This window comes from Rhizobium sp. BR 315, assembly GCF_050577975.1.
In the GTDB taxonomy this organism is placed as follows: Bacteria; Pseudomonadota; Alphaproteobacteria; order Rhizobiales; family Rhizobiaceae; genus Rhizobium; species Rhizobium miluonense.
In genome coordinates this window covers 25,943-41,706 of record NZ_JARWKZ010000051.1, presented here as the reverse complement: position 1 = coordinate 41,706, position 15,764 = coordinate 25,943, and the positions used below count along the sequence as shown (strand labels likewise).

At 58.7% G+C, this 15,764-nt stretch carries 28 protein-coding genes and 1 pseudogene; all 29 read left to right on the top strand.

What is annotated here, in order from left to right; all coding sequences use genetic code 11:
* Positions 1-332 (top strand): annotated as a pseudogene (gene tuf / locus QD409_RS29540) (elongation factor Tu); the annotation flags it as partial.
* A gap of 311 nt (positions 333-643) precedes the next feature.
* Entirely contained in the window at positions 644-952 is a 309-nt protein-coding gene (gene rpsJ, locus QD409_RS29535; RefSeq protein ID WP_003547547.1) for a 30S ribosomal protein S10, read from the top strand.
* 37 nt (positions 953-989) lie between these two features.
* Entirely contained in the window at positions 990-1,631 is a 642-nt protein-coding gene (rplC, locus tag QD409_RS29530; protein ID WP_092844925.1) for a 50S ribosomal protein L3, read from the top strand.
* 13 nt (positions 1,632-1,644) lie between these two features.
* Positions 1,645-2,265: a 50S ribosomal protein L4 gene (gene rplD / locus QD409_RS29525; RefSeq protein ID WP_092844927.1), complete on the top strand. Its 621-nt coding sequence runs from the start codon at positions 1,645-1,647 to the stop codon at positions 2,263-2,265.
* On the top strand, positions 2,262-2,555 hold the full coding sequence (locus QD409_RS29520; RefSeq protein WP_007690755.1) for a 50S ribosomal protein L23: 294 nt from the start codon (positions 2,262-2,264) through the stop codon (positions 2,553-2,555). Before rplD ends, QD409_RS29520 begins: the two co-directional genes overlap by 4 nt.
* An 11-nt stretch (positions 2,556-2,566) precedes the next feature.
* Entirely contained in the window at positions 2,567-3,403 is an 837-nt protein-coding gene (gene rplB / locus QD409_RS29515; RefSeq protein ID WP_092844929.1) for a 50S ribosomal protein L2, read from the top strand.
* Positions 3,404-3,418: 15 nt separating this feature from the next.
* Positions 3,419-3,697 carry a 30S ribosomal protein S19 gene (gene rpsS / locus QD409_RS29510; RefSeq protein WP_004118389.1) on the top strand — a complete coding sequence of 93 codons (279 nt, stop codon included), beginning with the start codon at positions 3,419-3,421 and terminating at the stop codon, positions 3,695-3,697.
* 2 nt (positions 3,698-3,699) lie between these two features.
* A complete protein-coding gene (gene rplV / locus QD409_RS29505; RefSeq protein WP_015339603.1) occupies positions 3,700-4,089 on the top strand; it encodes a 50S ribosomal protein L22 in 390 nt (129 codons plus the stop codon).
* Complete coding sequence (gene rpsC / locus QD409_RS29500; protein ID WP_004118393.1) at positions 4,089-4,814, top strand: 30S ribosomal protein S3; 726 nt, start codon at positions 4,089-4,091, stop codon at positions 4,812-4,814. Before rplV ends, rpsC begins: the two co-directional genes overlap by 1 nt.
* 36 nt (positions 4,815-4,850) lie before the next feature.
* Positions 4,851-5,264 (top strand): 50S ribosomal protein L16, encoded by a 414-nt coding sequence (gene rplP, locus QD409_RS29495; protein WP_092844931.1) that lies wholly within the window; start codon positions 4,851-4,853, stop codon positions 5,262-5,264.
* Between the two features lie 11 nt (positions 5,265-5,275).
* Positions 5,276-5,476: a 50S ribosomal protein L29 gene (gene rpmC / locus QD409_RS29490; RefSeq protein WP_004118398.1), complete on the top strand. Its 201-nt coding sequence runs from the start codon at positions 5,276-5,278 to the stop codon at positions 5,474-5,476.
* Positions 5,477-5,488: 12 nt separating this feature from the next.
* The gene (gene rpsQ, locus QD409_RS29485) at positions 5,489-5,728 is read left to right on the top strand and encodes a 30S ribosomal protein S17 (protein ID WP_004118399.1); all 240 of its coding nucleotides are present in this window, start codon (positions 5,489-5,491) and stop codon (positions 5,726-5,728) included.
* Positions 5,729-5,953: 225 nt separating this feature from the next.
* A complete protein-coding gene (gene rplN / locus QD409_RS29480; RefSeq protein ID WP_003573790.1) occupies positions 5,954-6,322 on the top strand; it encodes a 50S ribosomal protein L14 in 369 nt (122 codons plus the stop codon).
* A gap of 11 nt (positions 6,323-6,333) precedes the next feature.
* Positions 6,334-6,642, top strand: coding sequence for a 50S ribosomal protein L24 (gene rplX, locus QD409_RS29475; RefSeq protein WP_402792135.1), 309 nt, complete (start codon positions 6,334-6,336; stop codon positions 6,640-6,642).
* On the top strand, positions 6,635-7,192 hold the full coding sequence (rplE, locus tag QD409_RS29470) for a 50S ribosomal protein L5 (protein WP_069611901.1): 558 nt from the start codon (positions 6,635-6,637) through the stop codon (positions 7,190-7,192). Before rplX ends, rplE begins: the two co-directional genes overlap by 8 nt.
* A gap of 33 nt (positions 7,193-7,225) precedes the next feature.
* On the top strand, positions 7,226-7,531 hold the full coding sequence (gene rpsN / locus QD409_RS29465) for a 30S ribosomal protein S14 (RefSeq protein WP_004118406.1): 306 nt from the start codon (positions 7,226-7,228) through the stop codon (positions 7,529-7,531).
* A 12-nt stretch (positions 7,532-7,543) separates the two neighbouring features.
* Complete coding sequence (rpsH, locus tag QD409_RS29460) at positions 7,544-7,942, top strand: 30S ribosomal protein S8 (RefSeq protein ID WP_034507380.1); 399 nt, start codon at positions 7,544-7,546, stop codon at positions 7,940-7,942.
* A gap of 42 nt (positions 7,943-7,984) precedes the next feature.
* Positions 7,985-8,518 carry a 50S ribosomal protein L6 gene (rplF, locus tag QD409_RS29455; protein WP_092844935.1) on the top strand — a complete coding sequence of 178 codons (534 nt, stop codon included), beginning with the start codon at positions 7,985-7,987 and terminating at the stop codon, positions 8,516-8,518.
* A gap of 12 nt (positions 8,519-8,530) precedes the next feature.
* Positions 8,531-8,893 (top strand): 50S ribosomal protein L18, encoded by a 363-nt coding sequence (gene rplR / locus QD409_RS29450; protein WP_092844937.1) that lies wholly within the window; start codon positions 8,531-8,533, stop codon positions 8,891-8,893.
* A 130-nt stretch (positions 8,894-9,023) separates the two neighbouring features.
* Positions 9,024-9,593, top strand: coding sequence for a 30S ribosomal protein S5 (gene rpsE / locus QD409_RS29445; RefSeq protein ID WP_430764401.1), 570 nt, complete (start codon positions 9,024-9,026; stop codon positions 9,591-9,593).
* 13 nt (positions 9,594-9,606) lie between these two features.
* Complete coding sequence (gene rpmD / locus QD409_RS29440) at positions 9,607-9,819, top strand: 50S ribosomal protein L30 (protein ID WP_004118415.1); 213 nt, start codon at positions 9,607-9,609, stop codon at positions 9,817-9,819.
* Between the two features lie 17 nt (positions 9,820-9,836).
* Positions 9,837-10,307, top strand: a complete 471-nt coding sequence (gene rplO / locus QD409_RS29435) for a 50S ribosomal protein L15 (protein WP_092844941.1) — start codon at positions 9,837-9,839, stop codon at positions 10,305-10,307.
* A gap of 224 nt (positions 10,308-10,531) precedes the next feature.
* Positions 10,532-11,872: a preprotein translocase subunit SecY gene (gene secY, locus QD409_RS29430; protein ID WP_092844943.1), complete on the top strand. Its 1,341-nt coding sequence runs from the start codon at positions 10,532-10,534 to the stop codon at positions 11,870-11,872.
* Positions 11,869-12,519 carry an adenylate kinase gene (locus tag QD409_RS29425; RefSeq protein WP_092844945.1) on the top strand — a complete coding sequence of 217 codons (651 nt, stop codon included), beginning with the start codon at positions 11,869-11,871 and terminating at the stop codon, positions 12,517-12,519. Before secY ends, QD409_RS29425 begins: the two co-directional genes overlap by 4 nt.
* Positions 12,520-12,737: 218 nt before the next feature.
* A complete protein-coding gene (gene rpsM, locus QD409_RS29420; protein ID WP_004118424.1) occupies positions 12,738-13,106 on the top strand; it encodes a 30S ribosomal protein S13 in 369 nt (122 codons plus the stop codon).
* A gap of 131 nt (positions 13,107-13,237) precedes the next feature.
* On the top strand, positions 13,238-13,627 hold the full coding sequence (gene rpsK / locus QD409_RS29415) for a 30S ribosomal protein S11 (RefSeq protein ID WP_004118426.1): 390 nt from the start codon (positions 13,238-13,240) through the stop codon (positions 13,625-13,627).
* A gap of 103 nt (positions 13,628-13,730) precedes the next feature.
* Positions 13,731-14,741 (top strand): DNA-directed RNA polymerase subunit alpha, encoded by a 1,011-nt coding sequence (locus tag QD409_RS29410; RefSeq protein WP_034507362.1) that lies wholly within the window; start codon positions 13,731-13,733, stop codon positions 14,739-14,741.
* Between the two features lie 48 nt (positions 14,742-14,789).
* A complete protein-coding gene (gene rplQ / locus QD409_RS29405; protein WP_007690793.1) occupies positions 14,790-15,212 on the top strand; it encodes a 50S ribosomal protein L17 in 423 nt (140 codons plus the stop codon).
* A 127-nt stretch (positions 15,213-15,339) separates the two neighbouring features.
* A complete protein-coding gene (locus QD409_RS29400) occupies positions 15,340-15,750 on the top strand; it encodes a DUF2809 domain-containing protein (protein ID WP_430764400.1) in 411 nt (136 codons plus the stop codon).
* The last annotated feature ends 14 nt before the right edge of the window (positions 15,751-15,764 follow it).

Below are 15,764 nucleotides of genomic sequence, written 5' to 3'. Positions count from 1 at the left end.
ACGGCGTCGAGCGTGGTCAGATCCTGTGCAAGCCGGGCTCCGTCAAGCCGCACAAGAAGTTCATGGCCGAAGCCTACATCCTGACGAAGGAAGAAGGCGGCCGTCATACGCCGTTCTTCACGAACTACCGTCCGCAGTTCTACTTCCGCACGACGGACGTGACCGGCATCGTGACGCTTCCGGAAGGCACGGAAATGGTTATGCCGGGCGACAACGTCACGGTTGCCGTTGAGCTGATCGTTCCGATTGCGATGGAAGAAAAGCTTCGCTTCGCGATCCGCGAAGGCGGCCGTACCGTCGGCGCAGGCATCGTTGCCTCCATCGTCGAGTAATTCGAAGGCGGCCACTCCATCCGAGTGGCCGATTCGATGACAATAATATGATGCAAGCGGCGGTAGCCGCTTGCTTATGACATGGAAATGTTGCAAATGGCGCGCGAGCGCGATTTGCACTCTGCTTCGGGTAACGAAGCAGCTGATGAAATTAACAATAAGGTGGGCCCAAAGGCCTAAAGAGTGGATGGGGATGCCGCAGCCGGCGTCCCTCTCGATCTTTGAAACCGGTGGTCCGCCTTAGGAAAAAGAACAATCCGTGCCCTTTTTTGAGCGGCACGCGAGATAACAAAACACAAGGATAACGTCGAATGAACGGCCAAAATATCCGCATTCGCCTGAAGGCGTTCGATCACCGGATTCTCGATGCTTCCACGCGCGAGATCGTGTCGACGGCGAAGCGCACCGGTGCTAGCGTCCGGGGCCCCGTTCCGCTTCCGACCCGTATCGAGAAGTTCACGGTCAACCGGTCCCCGCACATCGACAAGAAGAGCCGCGAGCAGTTCGAGATGCGCACGCATAAGCGCCTTCTCGACATCGTTGACCCGACCCCGCAGACGGTAGACGCGCTGATGAAGCTCGATCTCGCCGCCGGTGTCGATGTTGAGATCAAGCTCTGAGACCTGGTTCTCGAGCTGAGTGAGAAGGATTGAACCGATGCGTTCAGGTGTGATTGCACAGAAGGTGGGAATGACCCGCGTCTATAACGACGCCGGCGAGCATGTCCCGGTAACCGTACTGCGTTTGGATGGCTGCCAGGTCGTAGCCCAGCGCACAGTTGAAAAGAATGGCTACACCGCAGTCCAGCTGGGTGCCGGCCAGGCTAAAGTTAAGAACACGACGAAGGCCCTGCGCGGTCATTTCGCCGTCGCAAGTGTTGAGCCCAAGGCCAAGCTCGTTGAATTCCGTGTTACGGACGACAACCTGCTCGACGTCGGCACCGAGATCAAGGCTGCTCACTTTACGGCAGGCCAGCTCGTCGACGTGACCGGCACAACGATCGGTAAGGGCTTTGCCGGCGCTATGAAGCGTCACGGCTTCGGCGGTCTGCGCGCTACGCACGGTGTGTCGGTTTCGCACCGCTCGCACGGTTCGACCGGCTCGCGCCAGGATCCGGGCAAGGTGTTCAAGAACAAGAAGATGGCTGGTCACATGGGCCAGACGCGCGTGACGACGCAGAACCTCGAAGTGGTATCGACCGATGAAGATCGCGGTCTGATCCTCGTCAAGGGCGCGGTTCCCGGCTCCAAGGGTGCCTGGATCATCGTGCGCGATGCCGTCAAGTCGGCAGCGAAGTAAGGGAGCCAAACCAATGGAATTGAACGTCAAGACCCTCGAGGGCAAAGACGCTGGGAAGGTTTCCCTTTCTGACGCGATTTTCGGCCTGGAGCCGCGTGAAGACATTCTCGCCCGCGTCATTCGCTGGCAGCTTGCCAAGAAGCAGCAGGGCACGCATCAGGCAAAGGGCCGCGCCGACGTTTGGCGCACCGGTGCCAAGATGTACAAGCAGAAGGGTACGGGCCGCGCTCGTCACCATTCGGCTCGCGCTCCGCAGTTCCGCGGCGGTGGTAAGGCTCACGGCCCGGTCACTCGCAGCCACGAGCATGATCTGCCGAAGAAGGTTCGCGCCCTCGGCCTGCGTCACGCTCTGTCTGCCAAGCTGAAGTCCGAAGACGTTATCGTCATCGATAGCCTGATTGCAGCCGACGCTAAGACCAAGGCTCTGGCCAGCACTTTCGAGACGCTCGGCCTGACCAACGCGTTGTTCATCGGCGGTGCCGAACTCGACAACAACTTCAAGCTCGCAGCCCAGAACATCCCGAACATCGATGTTCTGCCGGTTCAGGGCATCAACGTTTACGACATCCTGCGCCGTGGCAAGCTCGTCCTGTCCAAGGCCGCAGTTGAAGCTCTAGAGGAGCGATTCAAGTGACGGATCTTCGCCATTACGATGTGATCGTTTCTCCTGCGATCACCGAAAAGTCCACTCTGCTTTCGGACAATAACCAGGTTGTTTTCAACGTTGCCAAGACCGCGACGAAGCCTGAAATCAAGGCTGCCGTCGAAGCGCTGTTCGGCGTCAAGGTTACGGCCGTCAACACCCTGCTGCGCCTGGGCAAGACCAAGCGGTTCAAAGGTCTCGTCGGCAAGCAGAAGGACGTGAAGAAGGCTATCGTGACGCTCGCCGAAGGCCAGTCGATCGACGTCTCCACCGGTCTCTGAGGAATAAGAAAATGGCATTGAAAACATTCAATCCGACGACCCCGAGCCAGCGTCAGCTGGTCATCGTCGATCGCTCCTCGCTCTACAAGGGCAAGCCGGTCAAGACGCTGACGGAAGGTCTGACTTCGAAGGGCGGCCGCAACAACACCGGCCGCATCACCGTGCGGTTCCAGGGTGGCGGTCACAAGCGCAGCTATCGTCTGGTCGATTTCAAGCGTCGCAAGTTCGACGTTGAGGGAACTGTCGAGCGCATCGAATACGACCCGAACCGTACCGCTTACATCGCTCTGGTGAAGTACACGGACGGCGAACTGGCCTACATCATCGCTCCACAGCGTCTCGCTTCCGGCGACAAGGTCATTGCTTCGGAAAAGGCTGTTGACGTGAAGCCCGGCAACACCATGCCGCTGCAGTTCATTCCGGTCGGCTCCATCATCCACAACGTGGAAATGAAGCCGGGCAAGGGCGGTCAGATCGCTCGCTCCGCCGGTTCCTACGCGCAGCTCGTTGGTCGTGACCAGGGTATGGCGATCCTTCGCCTGAACTCCGGCGAACAGCGCCTCGTGCATGGCACCTGCCTCGCAACGATCGGTGCGGTTTCGAACCCGGATCATGCCAACATCAACGACGGTAAGGCCGGTCGTTCGCGTTGGCGTGGCAAGAAGCCGCATAACCGCGGCGTTGTCATGAACCCGGTTGACCATCCGCACGGCGGTGGTGAAGGCCGCACCTCCGGTGGTCGCCATCCGGTGACCCCATGGGGCAAGCCGACCAAGGGCAAGCGTACGCGGTCGAACAAGTCGACCGACAAGATGATCATGCGCTCGCGCCATCAGCGCAAGAAGTAAGAGAGGAAGTCTCAAGTGGCTCGTTCAGTATGGAAAGGTCCGTTTGTTGACGGCTATCTTCTCAAGAAAGCTGAGAAGGTGCGCGAAGGCGGACGTAGCGAAGTAATCAAGATGTGGAGCCGTCGCTCCACCATCATGCCGCAGTTCGTTGGTCTCACCTTTGGTGTTTACAACGGCAGCAAGCATATTCCGGTCAGCGTCAATGAAGACATGGTCGGGCACAAGTTCGGCGAGTTCGCCCCGACCCGTACCTACTATGGTCACGGTGCGGACAAGAAGGCGAAGAGGAAGTAACAATGGGCAAGGCAAAAACCGAACGCCGGCTGAAGGACAATGAAGCGCAGGCAGTTGCGCGCACGCTCCGTGTCAGCCCGCAGAAGCTCAACCTGGTCGCGGCGTCGATCCGCGGCAAGAAGGTTGATCGCGCGCTCGCAGAGCTGGAATTCTCGCGCAAGCGCATCGCTGGCGCCGTGAAGAAGACGCTCGAATCCGCGATCGCCAACGCAGAAAACAACCACGATCTCGACGTTGACTCGCTGGTCGTAGCGGAAGCTTACGTCGGCAAGTCGATCGTCATGAAGCGTTTCCACGCCCGTGGCCGTGGCCGTGCGTCTCGCATCGAACGTCCGTTCGCGCACCTGACGATCGTCGTTCGTGAAGTTGAAGCTCAAGAGGAGGCCGCATAATGGGTCAGAAAATCAATCCGATCGGTTTTCGTCTTGGCATCAACCGTACCTGGGATAGCCGCTGGTTTGCGGACAATGCCGAGTACGGTCAGCTTCTTCACGAAGACCTGAAGATGCGCAAGTTCGTCATGAACGAACTGAAGCAGGCTGGTATCTCGAAGGTGGTTATCGAGCGTCCGCACAAGAAGTGCCGCGTCACGATCCACTCGGCTCGTCCGGGCCTGATCATCGGCAAGAAGGGCGCTGACATCGACAAGCTCCGCAAGAAGCTGTCGGACATGACGAATTCCGAAACGCACCTCAACATCGTTGAAGTTCGCAAGCCGGAAATCGACGCGACGCTGGTTGCCCAGTCGATCGCTCAGCAGCTCGAGCGCCGTGTTGCGTTCCGTCGCGCCATGAAGCGTGCCGTTCAGTCCGCGATGCGTCTTGGCGCCGAAGGCATCAAGATCACCTGCGCAGGTCGTCTCGGCGGCGCTGAAATCGCTCGTACGGAATGGTACCGCGAAGGCCGTGTGCCGCTGCATACGCTGCGCGCCGACATCGACTACGGTACGGCTGAAGCAGAAACCGCTTTCGGCATCTGCGGCATCAAGGTTTGGATCTTCAAGGGCGAAATCCTTGAGCACGATCCGATGGCCTCCGAACGCCGTGCGCTCGAGGGCGACGCCCAGGGTCCGGCTAGCCGCGATCGCGATAGAGACCGTCGCCGCGACAACGCTTGATAGCGTACGTGGCAGATAAGTTCGGAGAATAAGAAAATGTTGCAGCCAAAGCGTACGAAGTACCGTAAGCAATTCAAGGGTCGCATCAAGGGCATCGCCAAGGGTGGCTCTGACCTTGCGTTCGGTGAATTCGGTCTGAAGGCGCAGGAACCTAACCGCGTCAACGCTCGCGAAATCGAAGCGGCTCGCCGCGCGATCACGCGCTATATGAAGCGTGCCGGCCGTGTATGGATCCGCGTGTTCCCGGATGTTCCGGTAACCAAAAAGCCTACCGAAGTCCGCATGGGTAAAGGTAAGGGCTCCGTCGAATACTGGGCATGCAAGGTCAAGCCCGGCCGTATGATGTTCGAGATCGATGGTGTGAGCGAAGAAATCGCTCGTGAGGCTCTGCGCCTCGGCTCCGCCAAGCTCTCGGTCAAGACGCGCTTCGTGCAGCGCATTGCAGAGTAAGGAAGAAGCTCATGAAAGCCGCAGATGTTCGCGCCCTGAGCGCCGACCAACTCAAGGACGAGCTTGCCAAGCTGAAGAAGGAGCAGTTCAACCTGCGCTTTCAGAAGGCGACCGGCCAGCTTGAAAAGTCCTCGCGCATCAACGAAGTCCGCAAGGACATCGCTCGCATAAAAACCATTGCCCGCCAGAAGGCGGCAGAGGCAAAGGCCTAAAGGAAAAATAACATGCCGAAGCGCATTCTGCAGGGCGTCGTGGTCAGCGACAAGAACGAGAAGACAGTAGTGGTTCGCGTTGAGCGTCGTTTCGCTCACCCTCTGCTCCAGAAGACTGTTCGTCGTTCCAAGAAGTACAAGGCTCACGACGAGAACAATCAGTACAAGGTCGGCGACGTCGTTTCCATCGAGGAATGCGCGCCGATTTCCAAGGACAAGACCTGGACGGTCGTTTCCGCCCAGTCCAAGTAACAGAATTTCGCTCAGGCCCTTGCGCTTGGGCGAAATATCTGTATGAAGCACGAGCTTGGAAGCAGGACGCTCGATTACGGGCGTTCTTTTGCTTTAATGATGACTGGCAATGGCGATCCTGATGGGTCCCTGATGCCGCGAAATCAGACAAGAGACTAGTTCATAAGCCGGGGTAGGGGGTCGGCTGACCCAACCATTCCGGTAACAACAAGAAGGCGACCTGACATGATTCAGATGCAAACAAACCTCGACGTGGCGGATAATTCCGGCGCACGTCGTGTCATGTGCATCAAGGTGCTGGGCGGCTCGAAGCGCAAGTATGCCTCGATCGGCGACGTTATCGTCGTTTCGATCAAGGAAGCTATCCCGCGCGGCCGTGTGAAGAAGGGTGACGTGATGAAGGCGGTGGTCGTTCGTACCGCCAAGGACATCCGTCGTCCGGATGGCAGCGTCATCCGCTTCGATACCAACGCAGCAGTCCTCATCGACAACAAGAAAGAGCCGATCGGCACCCGTATCTTCGGACCGGTTCCGCGCGAACTTCGCGCCAAGAACCACATGAAGATCATCTCGCTGGCTCCAGAAGTACTGTAAGGAGCGGAGCGATGCAGAAGATCCGTAAAGGCGACAAGGTCGTCGTATTGACCGGTAAGGACAAGGGCCGCACCGGAGAAGTTGTTCAAGTGCTGCCGAAGGAAGACCGCGCGGTCGTTCGTGGCGTCAACGTCATCAAGCGCCATCAGCGCCAGACGCAGACCCAGGAAGCCGGCATCATCAGCAAGGAAGCCCCGCTTCACCTGTCCAACATCGCGATCGTCGACAAGGACGGCAAGCCGACCCGCGTCGGTTTCAAGGTTGTGGATGGCAAGAAGGTCCGTGTGGCCAAGACCTCTGGAGAAGTGATCGATGGCTGAGGCAAAGTACGAGCCGCGGCTCAAGAAGGAATACGTCGCCCGCATCCGTGCGGCCATGCAGGAGCAGTTCTCCTACGCCAACGAGATGCAGATCCCGAAGCTGGACAAGATCGTGATCAACATGGGCGTCGGCGAAGCAACGGCTGATTCGAAGAAGCCGACTGTTGCTGCTGCCGATCTCGCGGCGATCGCTGGTCAGAAGCCGGTCATCACGCGCGCACGCAACTCCATCGCTGGCTTCAAGGTCCGCGAAAACATGCCGATCGGCGCAAAGGTCACCCTGCGCGGCGCCCGCATGTACGAGTTCCTGGATCGCCTGGTCAACATCGCGCTTCCGCGCGTTCGCGACTTCCGCGGCCTGAACCCGAAGAGCTTTGACGGTCGTGGCAATTTCGCCATGGGCATCAAGGAACACATTGTGTTCCCTGAGATCAACTACGACAAGGTTGATCAGATGTGGGGCATGGACATCATCGTTTGCACGACGGCGACGACCGACGACGAAGCGCGGGCTCTTCTGAAAGAGTTCAACTTCCCGTTCCGTCAATAACCGTAACGACGAGCGTAGAAAAGGAACCCTGATATGGCGAAGACAAGCGCAGTTGAAAAGAACAAGCGCCGCCGCAATACGGTTGCCAACCAGGCCGCGAAGCGGGCTGCTCTCAAGGCAATCATCATGAACCAGTCTCTCTCGATCGAAGACCGGTTCAAGGCCACTCTGAAGCTGGCATCGCTCCCGCGCGATGGATCGAAGACCCGTATTCGCAACCGTTGCGAAGTTTCGGGCCGTCCGCGCGCGTACTACCGCAAACTGCGCATGTCGCGTATCGCGCTGCGTGAACTCGGCAACCTCGGCAAGGTGCCGGGCATCGTCAAGTCGAGCTGGTAAGGAGCAGATTAGATGACCATGACTGATCCTTTGGGCGATATGCTCACCCGCATCCGCAATGGCGCTTCGCGCCGCAAGTCGTCGGTTTCGACGCCTGCTTCCAAGCTCCGTGCACGCGTTCTCGATGTGCTCCAGGCTGAAGGCTATATCCGTGGCTACTCCGTCGTCGATTTCGGCAACGGCAAGTCTGAGCTCAGCATCGAGCTGAAGTACTACGAAGGCACATCGGTGATCCGTGAGATCGGCCGCGTGTCTAAGCCGGGCCGCCGAGTTTATGTCTCGGTTAAGTCCATTCCGCAGGTCGCGAACGGTCTCGGCATCACTATCCTTTCGACTCCGAAGGGTGTGATGGCTGATCACCAGGCTCGTGAACAGAATGTTGGTGGTGAGGTTCTCTGCTCGGTCTTCTAAGATCGAACAGGGATCTCCTTCGAAACAGACAGGTTTGAAAAAATGTCTCGTATCGGTAAGAAGCCCGTTCAGGTGCCTGCAGGGATCACGGCCTCGGTTGATGGCCAAAAAGTGACTGCCAAGGGCCCTAAGGGCGAGCTGTTTTTCGTCGCTAACGACGAAATCGGTCTCAAGCTGGAAAACAATGCAATCGTCGTAACGCCGCTTAACGACTCCAAGGATGCTCGCTCAAAGTGGGGCATGTCCCGCACGATGGTCGAGAACATCCTGAAGGGTGTTAAGGACGGCTACGAGCGGAAGCTCGAAATCAACGGCGTCGGCTACCGTGCCGCCCTGCAGGGCAAGAACCTGCAGCTCGCGCTCGGTTTCAGCCACGACGTGATTTATGTGCCGCCGGAAGGCATCACGATCGCTGTGCCGAAGCCGACGGAAATCGTCGTCACCGGCATCAACAAGCAGCAGGTCGGCCAGGTTGCCGCTGAAATCCGCGAATATCGCGGTCCTGAGCCCTACAAGGGCAAGGGTGTTAAGTATGCCGGCGAGCGGATCGTCCGCAAAGAAGGCAAGAAGAAGTAAGGATCACGCGAAATGGCTAGCAGGAAAGAAGCACTTGCACGTCGTGCCAACCGCGTGCGCCGTCAAATCAAGTCGGTGGCCAATGGCCGTCCGCGCCTGTCGGTTCATCGCTCGTCGAAGAACATCTACGCCCAGGTCATCGATGATGTGGCCGGCAAGACGCTTGCGTCCGCCTCCACCCTCGATAAGGATCTGCGCGGTTCTCTGAAGACCGGTGCCGACACCGCCGCCGCAGCCCTCGTTGGCAAGCTCGTTGCAGAGCGCGCCTCCAAGGCCGGCGTCAAGGAAGTCGTGTTTGACCGCGGCGCCTTCATCTATCACGGCCGCATCAAGGCTCTGGCCGATGCAGCCCGTGAAGGCGGCCTGACCTTCTGATCACGTTTCCGGCCGGTAGCTTATAAGCGCCGGCCGGATATTCACCGGACCGCAAGTTTCCCCTCAAGGGGAAGGCATGCGGTCTTTATTGTTTGCCGATTGCACCCGGAAAAGAAAAAGGAAGAGGACAATGGCACAGGAAAAGAGGGGCTCGCGGGATGACCGTCAGAGCCGTGACGAGCGCGATAGCGAATTCGTCGACAAGCTGGTCGCGATCAACCGCGTCGCCAAGGTTGTAAAGGGTGGCCGCCGTTTCGGTTTCGCCGCTCTCGTTGTTGTCGGTGACCAGAAGGGCCGCGTTGGCTTCGGTCACGGCAAGGCACGCGAAGTGCCGGAAGCGATCCGCAAGGCCACTGAAAGCGCCAAGCGCGACATGATCTTTGTACCGCTGCGTGACGGCCGTACGCTGCATCACGACGTCCATGGCCGCCATGGCGCCGGCAAGGTTCTGCTGCGCTCGGCCAAGGTCGGTACCGGTATCATCGCCGGCGGCCCGATGCGCGCCGTTTTCGAAACGCTCGGCGTTCATGACGTCGTTGCCAAGTCGACCGGTTCGTCGAACCCGTACAACATGGTTCGCGCCACGTTCGACGCCCTGAAGCACCAGGTTCACCCGAAGGACATCGCAGCTCAGCGCGGCATCAAGTATGCCACTCTGCAGGCTCGTCGCGCTGCTTCGGGCAACGCCGCCGAAGAATAAGGGAGTTTGACCTATGGCCAAGACGACCAAGAAGGCTGAAGCCAAGGCGACCGTTACGGTCGAGCAGGTTGGCAGCCCGATCCGCCGTCCGGATGTTCAGCAGAAGACGCTGATCGGTCTCGGACTGAACAAGATGCACCGTCGCCGCACGCTGGAAGATACCCCGGCTGTTCGTGGCATGATCCGTGCTGTCCAGCATCTCGTTCGCATCGTCGACGAGAAGTGAGCCGGAGGTAATTCGCTATGAAACTGAATGAGATCAAGGATAACGAAGGTTCGACCCACAGCCGCAAGCGCCTCGGCCGCGGCATCGGCTCCGGCTCCGGTAAGACCGGTGGCCGTGGTGTGAAGGGTCAGAAGTCCCGTTCGGGTGTTGCGATCAACGGCTTCGAAGGTGGTCAGATGCCCATCTATCGTCGTCTGCCGAAGCGCGGCTTCACCAACATCTTCGCTGCCGATTACGTTGTCGTATCGCTGGAGCGCATCCAGGCTGCCGTCGATGCCGGCAAGCTCGATGCCAAGAACACCATCGATGCTGCTGCCCTCAAGGCCGCCGGCGTGATTCGCCGCGTCAAGGACGGCGTTCGGGTTCTCTCGGACGGCGAACTGAAGGCAAAGGTTACGCTTGAAGTTGCAGGCGCATCCAAGTCGGCTGTTGAAAAGATCGAGAAGGCCGGCGGCTCCGTTAAGCTGCTCGCTTCTGTCGCAGAATAATATGATCAATAATCGCCCGAGGTGCTTCACTTCGGGCGATTTTGCTCCCATATGTGAGCCTCACGAACCTGAACGATGCGGCAGTGTCCTTCCGGTTGATAACGGGAACCAAGGGTGAGGCGTCCGATTGCACCGCAATCCGTCCGAAGCCCGGCTTTTAAACAATTTATTTACTGATTCCGGACCCGGCCGATTATGCCGGAATTGGTAATGCGGAGATTTGCATGGCTTCTGCAGCGGAACAATTGGCGTCCAATCTCAATTTTTCGACCTTTGCCAAGGCCGAGGATCTCAAGAAGCGCCTGTGGTTTACGCTCGGCGCTCTCCTCGTTTACCGGCTCGGTACTCATATTCCGCTCCCCGGCCTCAATCCGGCCGCTTATGCCCAGGCTTTCCACAACCAGTCGGGCGGCATTCTCGGCCTCTTCAACATGTTCTCGGGCGGCGCTGTACAGCGCATGGCGATTTTCGCGCTCGGAATCATGCCTTATATTTCGGCCTCGATCATCGTCCAGCTGATGACGTCAGTCGTCCCGTCGCTCGAAAACCTGAAGAAGGAAGGCGAGCAGGGCCGCAAGATCATCAACCAGTACACCCGTTACGGCACCGTGCTGCTTGGCGCATTGCAGGCCTATGGCATTGCGATTGGCCTTGAGCATGGCAATGGCGTTGTAGTCGATCCGGGCTGGTTCTTCCGCATTTCCACCGTCATAACGCTGCTCGGCGGCACGATGTTCCTGATGTGGCTCGGCGAGCAGGTGACGTCGCGCGGTATCGGCAACGGTATCTCGCTGATCATCTTTGCCGGCATTGCCGCCGGTCTCCCGACCGCTCTGGCCGGCACGCTCGAACTCGGCCGTACCGGTGCGCTTTCGACGGGCCTCATTCTCGCCGTTCTCGTCGTTGCCGTCCTGGTCATTGCGCTCATCGTGTTCGTCGAGCGCGCGCAGCGTCGTCTGCTGATCCAGTATCCGAAGCGCCAGGTCGGCACCCGCATGTTCCAGGGCGATACGTCGCACCTGCCGCTGAAACTCAACACCTCGGGCGTCATTCCGGCAATCTTCGCATCGTCGCTGCTTCTGCTGCCGGCAACTGTCGCCGGTCTCGGCAACAACACGGCGCTTCCGACCTGGGTTACCTCGATCGTTGCGGCGCTTGGTCACGGCCAGCCCGTCTATATGGTGTTTTACGGCGCTCTGATCGCTTTCTTCGCCTTCTTCTACACGGCGCTGGTCTTCAATCCGAAGGACACGGCCGACAATCTGAAGAAGCATGGCGGCTTCATTCCGGGCATCCGTCCGGGTGAGCGCACCGCCGAATATATCGATTATGTGCTGACCCGCATTACGGTCATCGGCGCGATCTATCTCGTCTTCGTCTGCATCCTGCCCGAAATTCTCGTGTCCCAGACCGGTATTCCCTTGTCTCTGGGTGGTACTTCGCTTCTGATCGTGGTTAGCGTAACGCTGGATACGGTGGCGCAGATTCAGGGTCACCTGATCGCACAGCAATATGAAGGCCTGATCAAGAAATCGAAGTTGCGTGGAGGAAAGAGGGGGCGATGAGACTCATACTTTTAGGGCCACCGGGTGCAGGTAAGGGGACCCAGGCCCAGCGTATCGTGGACAAGTACGGCATTCCGCAGCTTTCCACAGGCGATATGCTGCGAGCCGCGGTAAGCGCGGGGACGGAAGTCGGCAAGCGCGCCAAGGCCGTCATGGATGCGGGCAAGCTTGTCTCCGACGAGATCGTCAATGCCATCGTCTCGGAGCGTATCGATCAGCCGGATTGTGCCAATGGGTTCATCCTCGACGGCTTCCCGCGTACTTTGGTACAGGCAGATGCCACCGAGCAGATGCTCAAGGCGAAGGGGCTGGAGCTTTCCGTCGTCATCGAGCTGAAGGTCGACGATGCGGAGCTGATTCGCCGCGTTTCCGGTCGCTATTCCTGCTCGAACTGCGGCAGCGTATATCATGACACTGACAAGGTTCCTGCAACGGCGGGTGTCTGCGACAAGTGCGGCTCGACGCATTTCAAGCGCCGGCCGGATGACAATGCCGAAACGATGGCGACGCGCCTTCAGGTCTACTACAAGGAGACCTCGCCGCTGATCGGTTACTACTACGCCAAGGGCAAGTTGCAGAGCATCGACGGCATGGCCGATATCGAGCATGTGACCGATAGCATCGAAGCTATCCTGGCCAGGCTTTAAGTAGCTTAAAATAAACTAGCCGGGGGCGGTTGCTTTTTTGCACTGATTCCGCTAAACACCGCGCCAACTCGCGACATGCTATGCGATCGGCGCGGATTTCCAACGGGAAGTCCGAGCACGGTCGTTTTGACATGTGGCGGATGCACATCGAACAAGCAGCTCCCGGGCTGCATAACAAGACCCTTTGCCAAGGCAAAAGGAATGCAAGGAGAACAGGCGTGGCTCGTATCGCTGGCGTCAACATCCCGACTGCAAAGCGCGTAGTTATTGCGCTTCGCTATATTCACGGGATCGGACCGAAGTTTGCACAGGAAATCTGCGAGAAGGTCGGTATTCCGGCCGAGCGTCGCGTCAACCAGTTGACGGATGCTGAAGTTCTGCAGATCCGCGAAACCATCGACCGTGACTATCAGGTCGAAGGTGATCTGCGTCGCGAAACCGCGATGAACATCAAGCGTCTGATGGACCTTGGTTCTTACCGTGGCCTGCGTCATCGTCGCGGCCTGCCGGTTCGCGGCCAGCGCACGCACACCAATGCCCGCACCCGCAAGGGTCCGGCAAAGGCGATCGCTGGTAAGAAGAAGTAATTTCCGGGAAACCGGAAGTGGGAGGCTGGCGGTCCGCCGGCCTCTTTTGAGTTTGGAGTGGGGCTCCATGAGCGTCACTCCGGTGTAGCCGCTGGGATTACGGCGGTGCAGAGATCCAAGAAAGGACTAACATGGCCAAGGAAGCCGTCCGCGTTCGCCGTCGCGAGCGCAAGAATATCACGTCGGGCGTCGCACACGTCAACTCGACCTTCAACAACACGATGATCACCATCACCGACGCACAGGGCAACGCCATTGCCTGGTCGTCCGCTGGTGCCAAGGGCTTCAAGGGTTCGCGCAAGTCGACCCCGTTCGCTGCCCAGATCGCTGCCGAAGACTGCGCCAAGAAGGCTCAGGAACACGGCATGAAGTCGCTCGAAGTTGAAGTTTGCGGTCCGGGCTCCGGTCGTGAATCCGCTCTGCGCGCCCTCCAGGCTGCTGGTTTCATGATCACGTCGATCCGCGATGTGACCCCGATCCCGCACAATGGTTGCCGCCCGCGCAAGAAGCGTCGCGTCTGATCATCGCCACTCACGACACCGGCCGGGGTAGATGCGCCCGGCTTGGTGTTACTCAAGCTCGGTTGCCACGATTGGATGGTGGCAACGAACGGAAGGCAAAAACATGATTCAGAAAAACTGGCAGGAACTGATCAAGCCCAACAAGGTCGAGTTCACCTCGAGCGGCCGCACCAAGGCGACGCTCGTGGCCGAACCGCTGGAGCGTGGCTTTGGTCTCACCCTCGGCAACGCGCTGCGTCGCGTGCTGCTGTCCTCTCTGCGCGGTGCCGCTGTAACGGCCGTGCAGATCGACGGCGTGCTGCATGAGTTCTCCTCTATCCCGGGCGTCCGGGAAGACGTGACGGACATCGTGCTGAACATCAAGGAAATCGCCATCAAGATGGATGGCGATGATGCCAAGCGCATGGTCGTGCGCAAGCAGGGCCCAGGCGTTGTAACGGCTGGCGACATCCAGACGGTCGGCGATATCGAAATCCTCAACCCCGAGCATGTCATCTGCACGCTCGACGAGGGCGCCGAAATCCGCATGGAATTCACCGTCAATAACGGCAAGGGCTATGTCCCGGCCGAACGCAATCGTGCGGAAGATGCGCCGATCGGTCTCATCCCGGTCGACAGCCTCTATTCGCCGGTCAAGAAGGTGTCCTACAAGGTTGAAAATACCCGCGAAGGACAGGTTCTCGACTACGACAAGCTGAGCATGTCGCTCGAAACCGATGGTTCGATCAGCGGTGAAGATGCTGTCGCTTTCGCGGCGCGCATCCTGCAGGATCAGCTTGGCGTGTTCGTCAACTTCGACGAGCCGCAGAAGGAAACCGAAGAGGAAGCAGTTACCGAACTCGCTTTCAACCCGGCGCTCCTCAAGAAGGTGGACGAGCTCGAACTGTCCGTTCGTTCGGCAAACTGCCTGAAGAACGACAACATCGTCTACATCGGCGACCTCATTCAGAAGACCGAAGCAGAAATGCTCCGCACGCCGAATTTTGGTCGCAAGTCGCTGAACGAAATCAAGGAAGTTCTCGCTTCCATGGGCCTGCACCTCGGCATGGAAGTGCCGGCATGGCCGCCCGAGAACATCGAAGATCTCGCCAAGCGATACGAAGACCAATACTAACGTTTCAAACGGCAGGCGACGGATGCCTGCAAGTGAAGGAGAATAGCAATGCGCCACGGTAAAGCCGGCCGCAAGCTGAATAGAACCGCTAGCCACCGTAAGGCGATGTTCGCCAACATGGCTGCTTCGCTCATCACCCATGAGCAGATCGTCACTACTCTCCCGAAGGCGAAGGAAATTCGCCCGATCGTTGAGAAGCTGGTAACCCTCGGCAAGCGCGGCGACCTGCACGCTCGTCGTCAGGCCATCTCGCAGATCCGCGACGCTGTTGTCGTCGCCAAGCTGTTCGATGCGATCGCAACGCGTTACGCCACCCGCAACGGCGGCTACCTGCGTATCATGAAGGCTGGCTTCCGCCAGGGCGACAACGCCGCTCTCGCAGTCGTCGAATTCGTTGATCGCGACACCTCTGCCAAGGGCGCAGCCGACAAGGCTCGCGTTGCTGCCGAGGAAGAAGCTGCAGCCGCTTAAGGCTAGCTTCGGGTAAAAGATCCAGGGCCGGATGAGCGATCATCCGGCCTTTTGGCGTTTGGAGGTTTGTCGAAGGCTGCGTCGCTCGGCGGCTCGTGCTCTTCGGTTGTAGGGATGGCGATTGAACATGCAGCGACAATTCATGCGCAGAAGGATTTCGCTGTTTCTGGCGCTATTGCTGACCATCGCCAGCGGCCTCGCGCTCCGGCAATTTGGATACGCAGCCGGTTTCCCTTTCGCAGTCGTCAAATATGGCGGTTCGATATTGTGGGGAGCGATGGTCTATTGCCTTCTGGCCACGATATTCGTCACTGGCAGGCCTTTCAGGATAGCCTCTATCGCGCTGATCGTGGCCGTGGCTGTCGAATTCTTCAGGCTTTGGCATACGCCCGCTCTGGACACCTTTCGATTGACCACTGCGGGAGCCCTGTTGCTGGGAAGGGTGTTTTCGCTCTGGAACATCGTGGCTTATACCGCAGGGATAGCAGGAGCTTTGCTGCTTGATTGCGTCCTGTCGAGGACGAAGCGCCAAGCTTGATAGTTGAGGCGTAT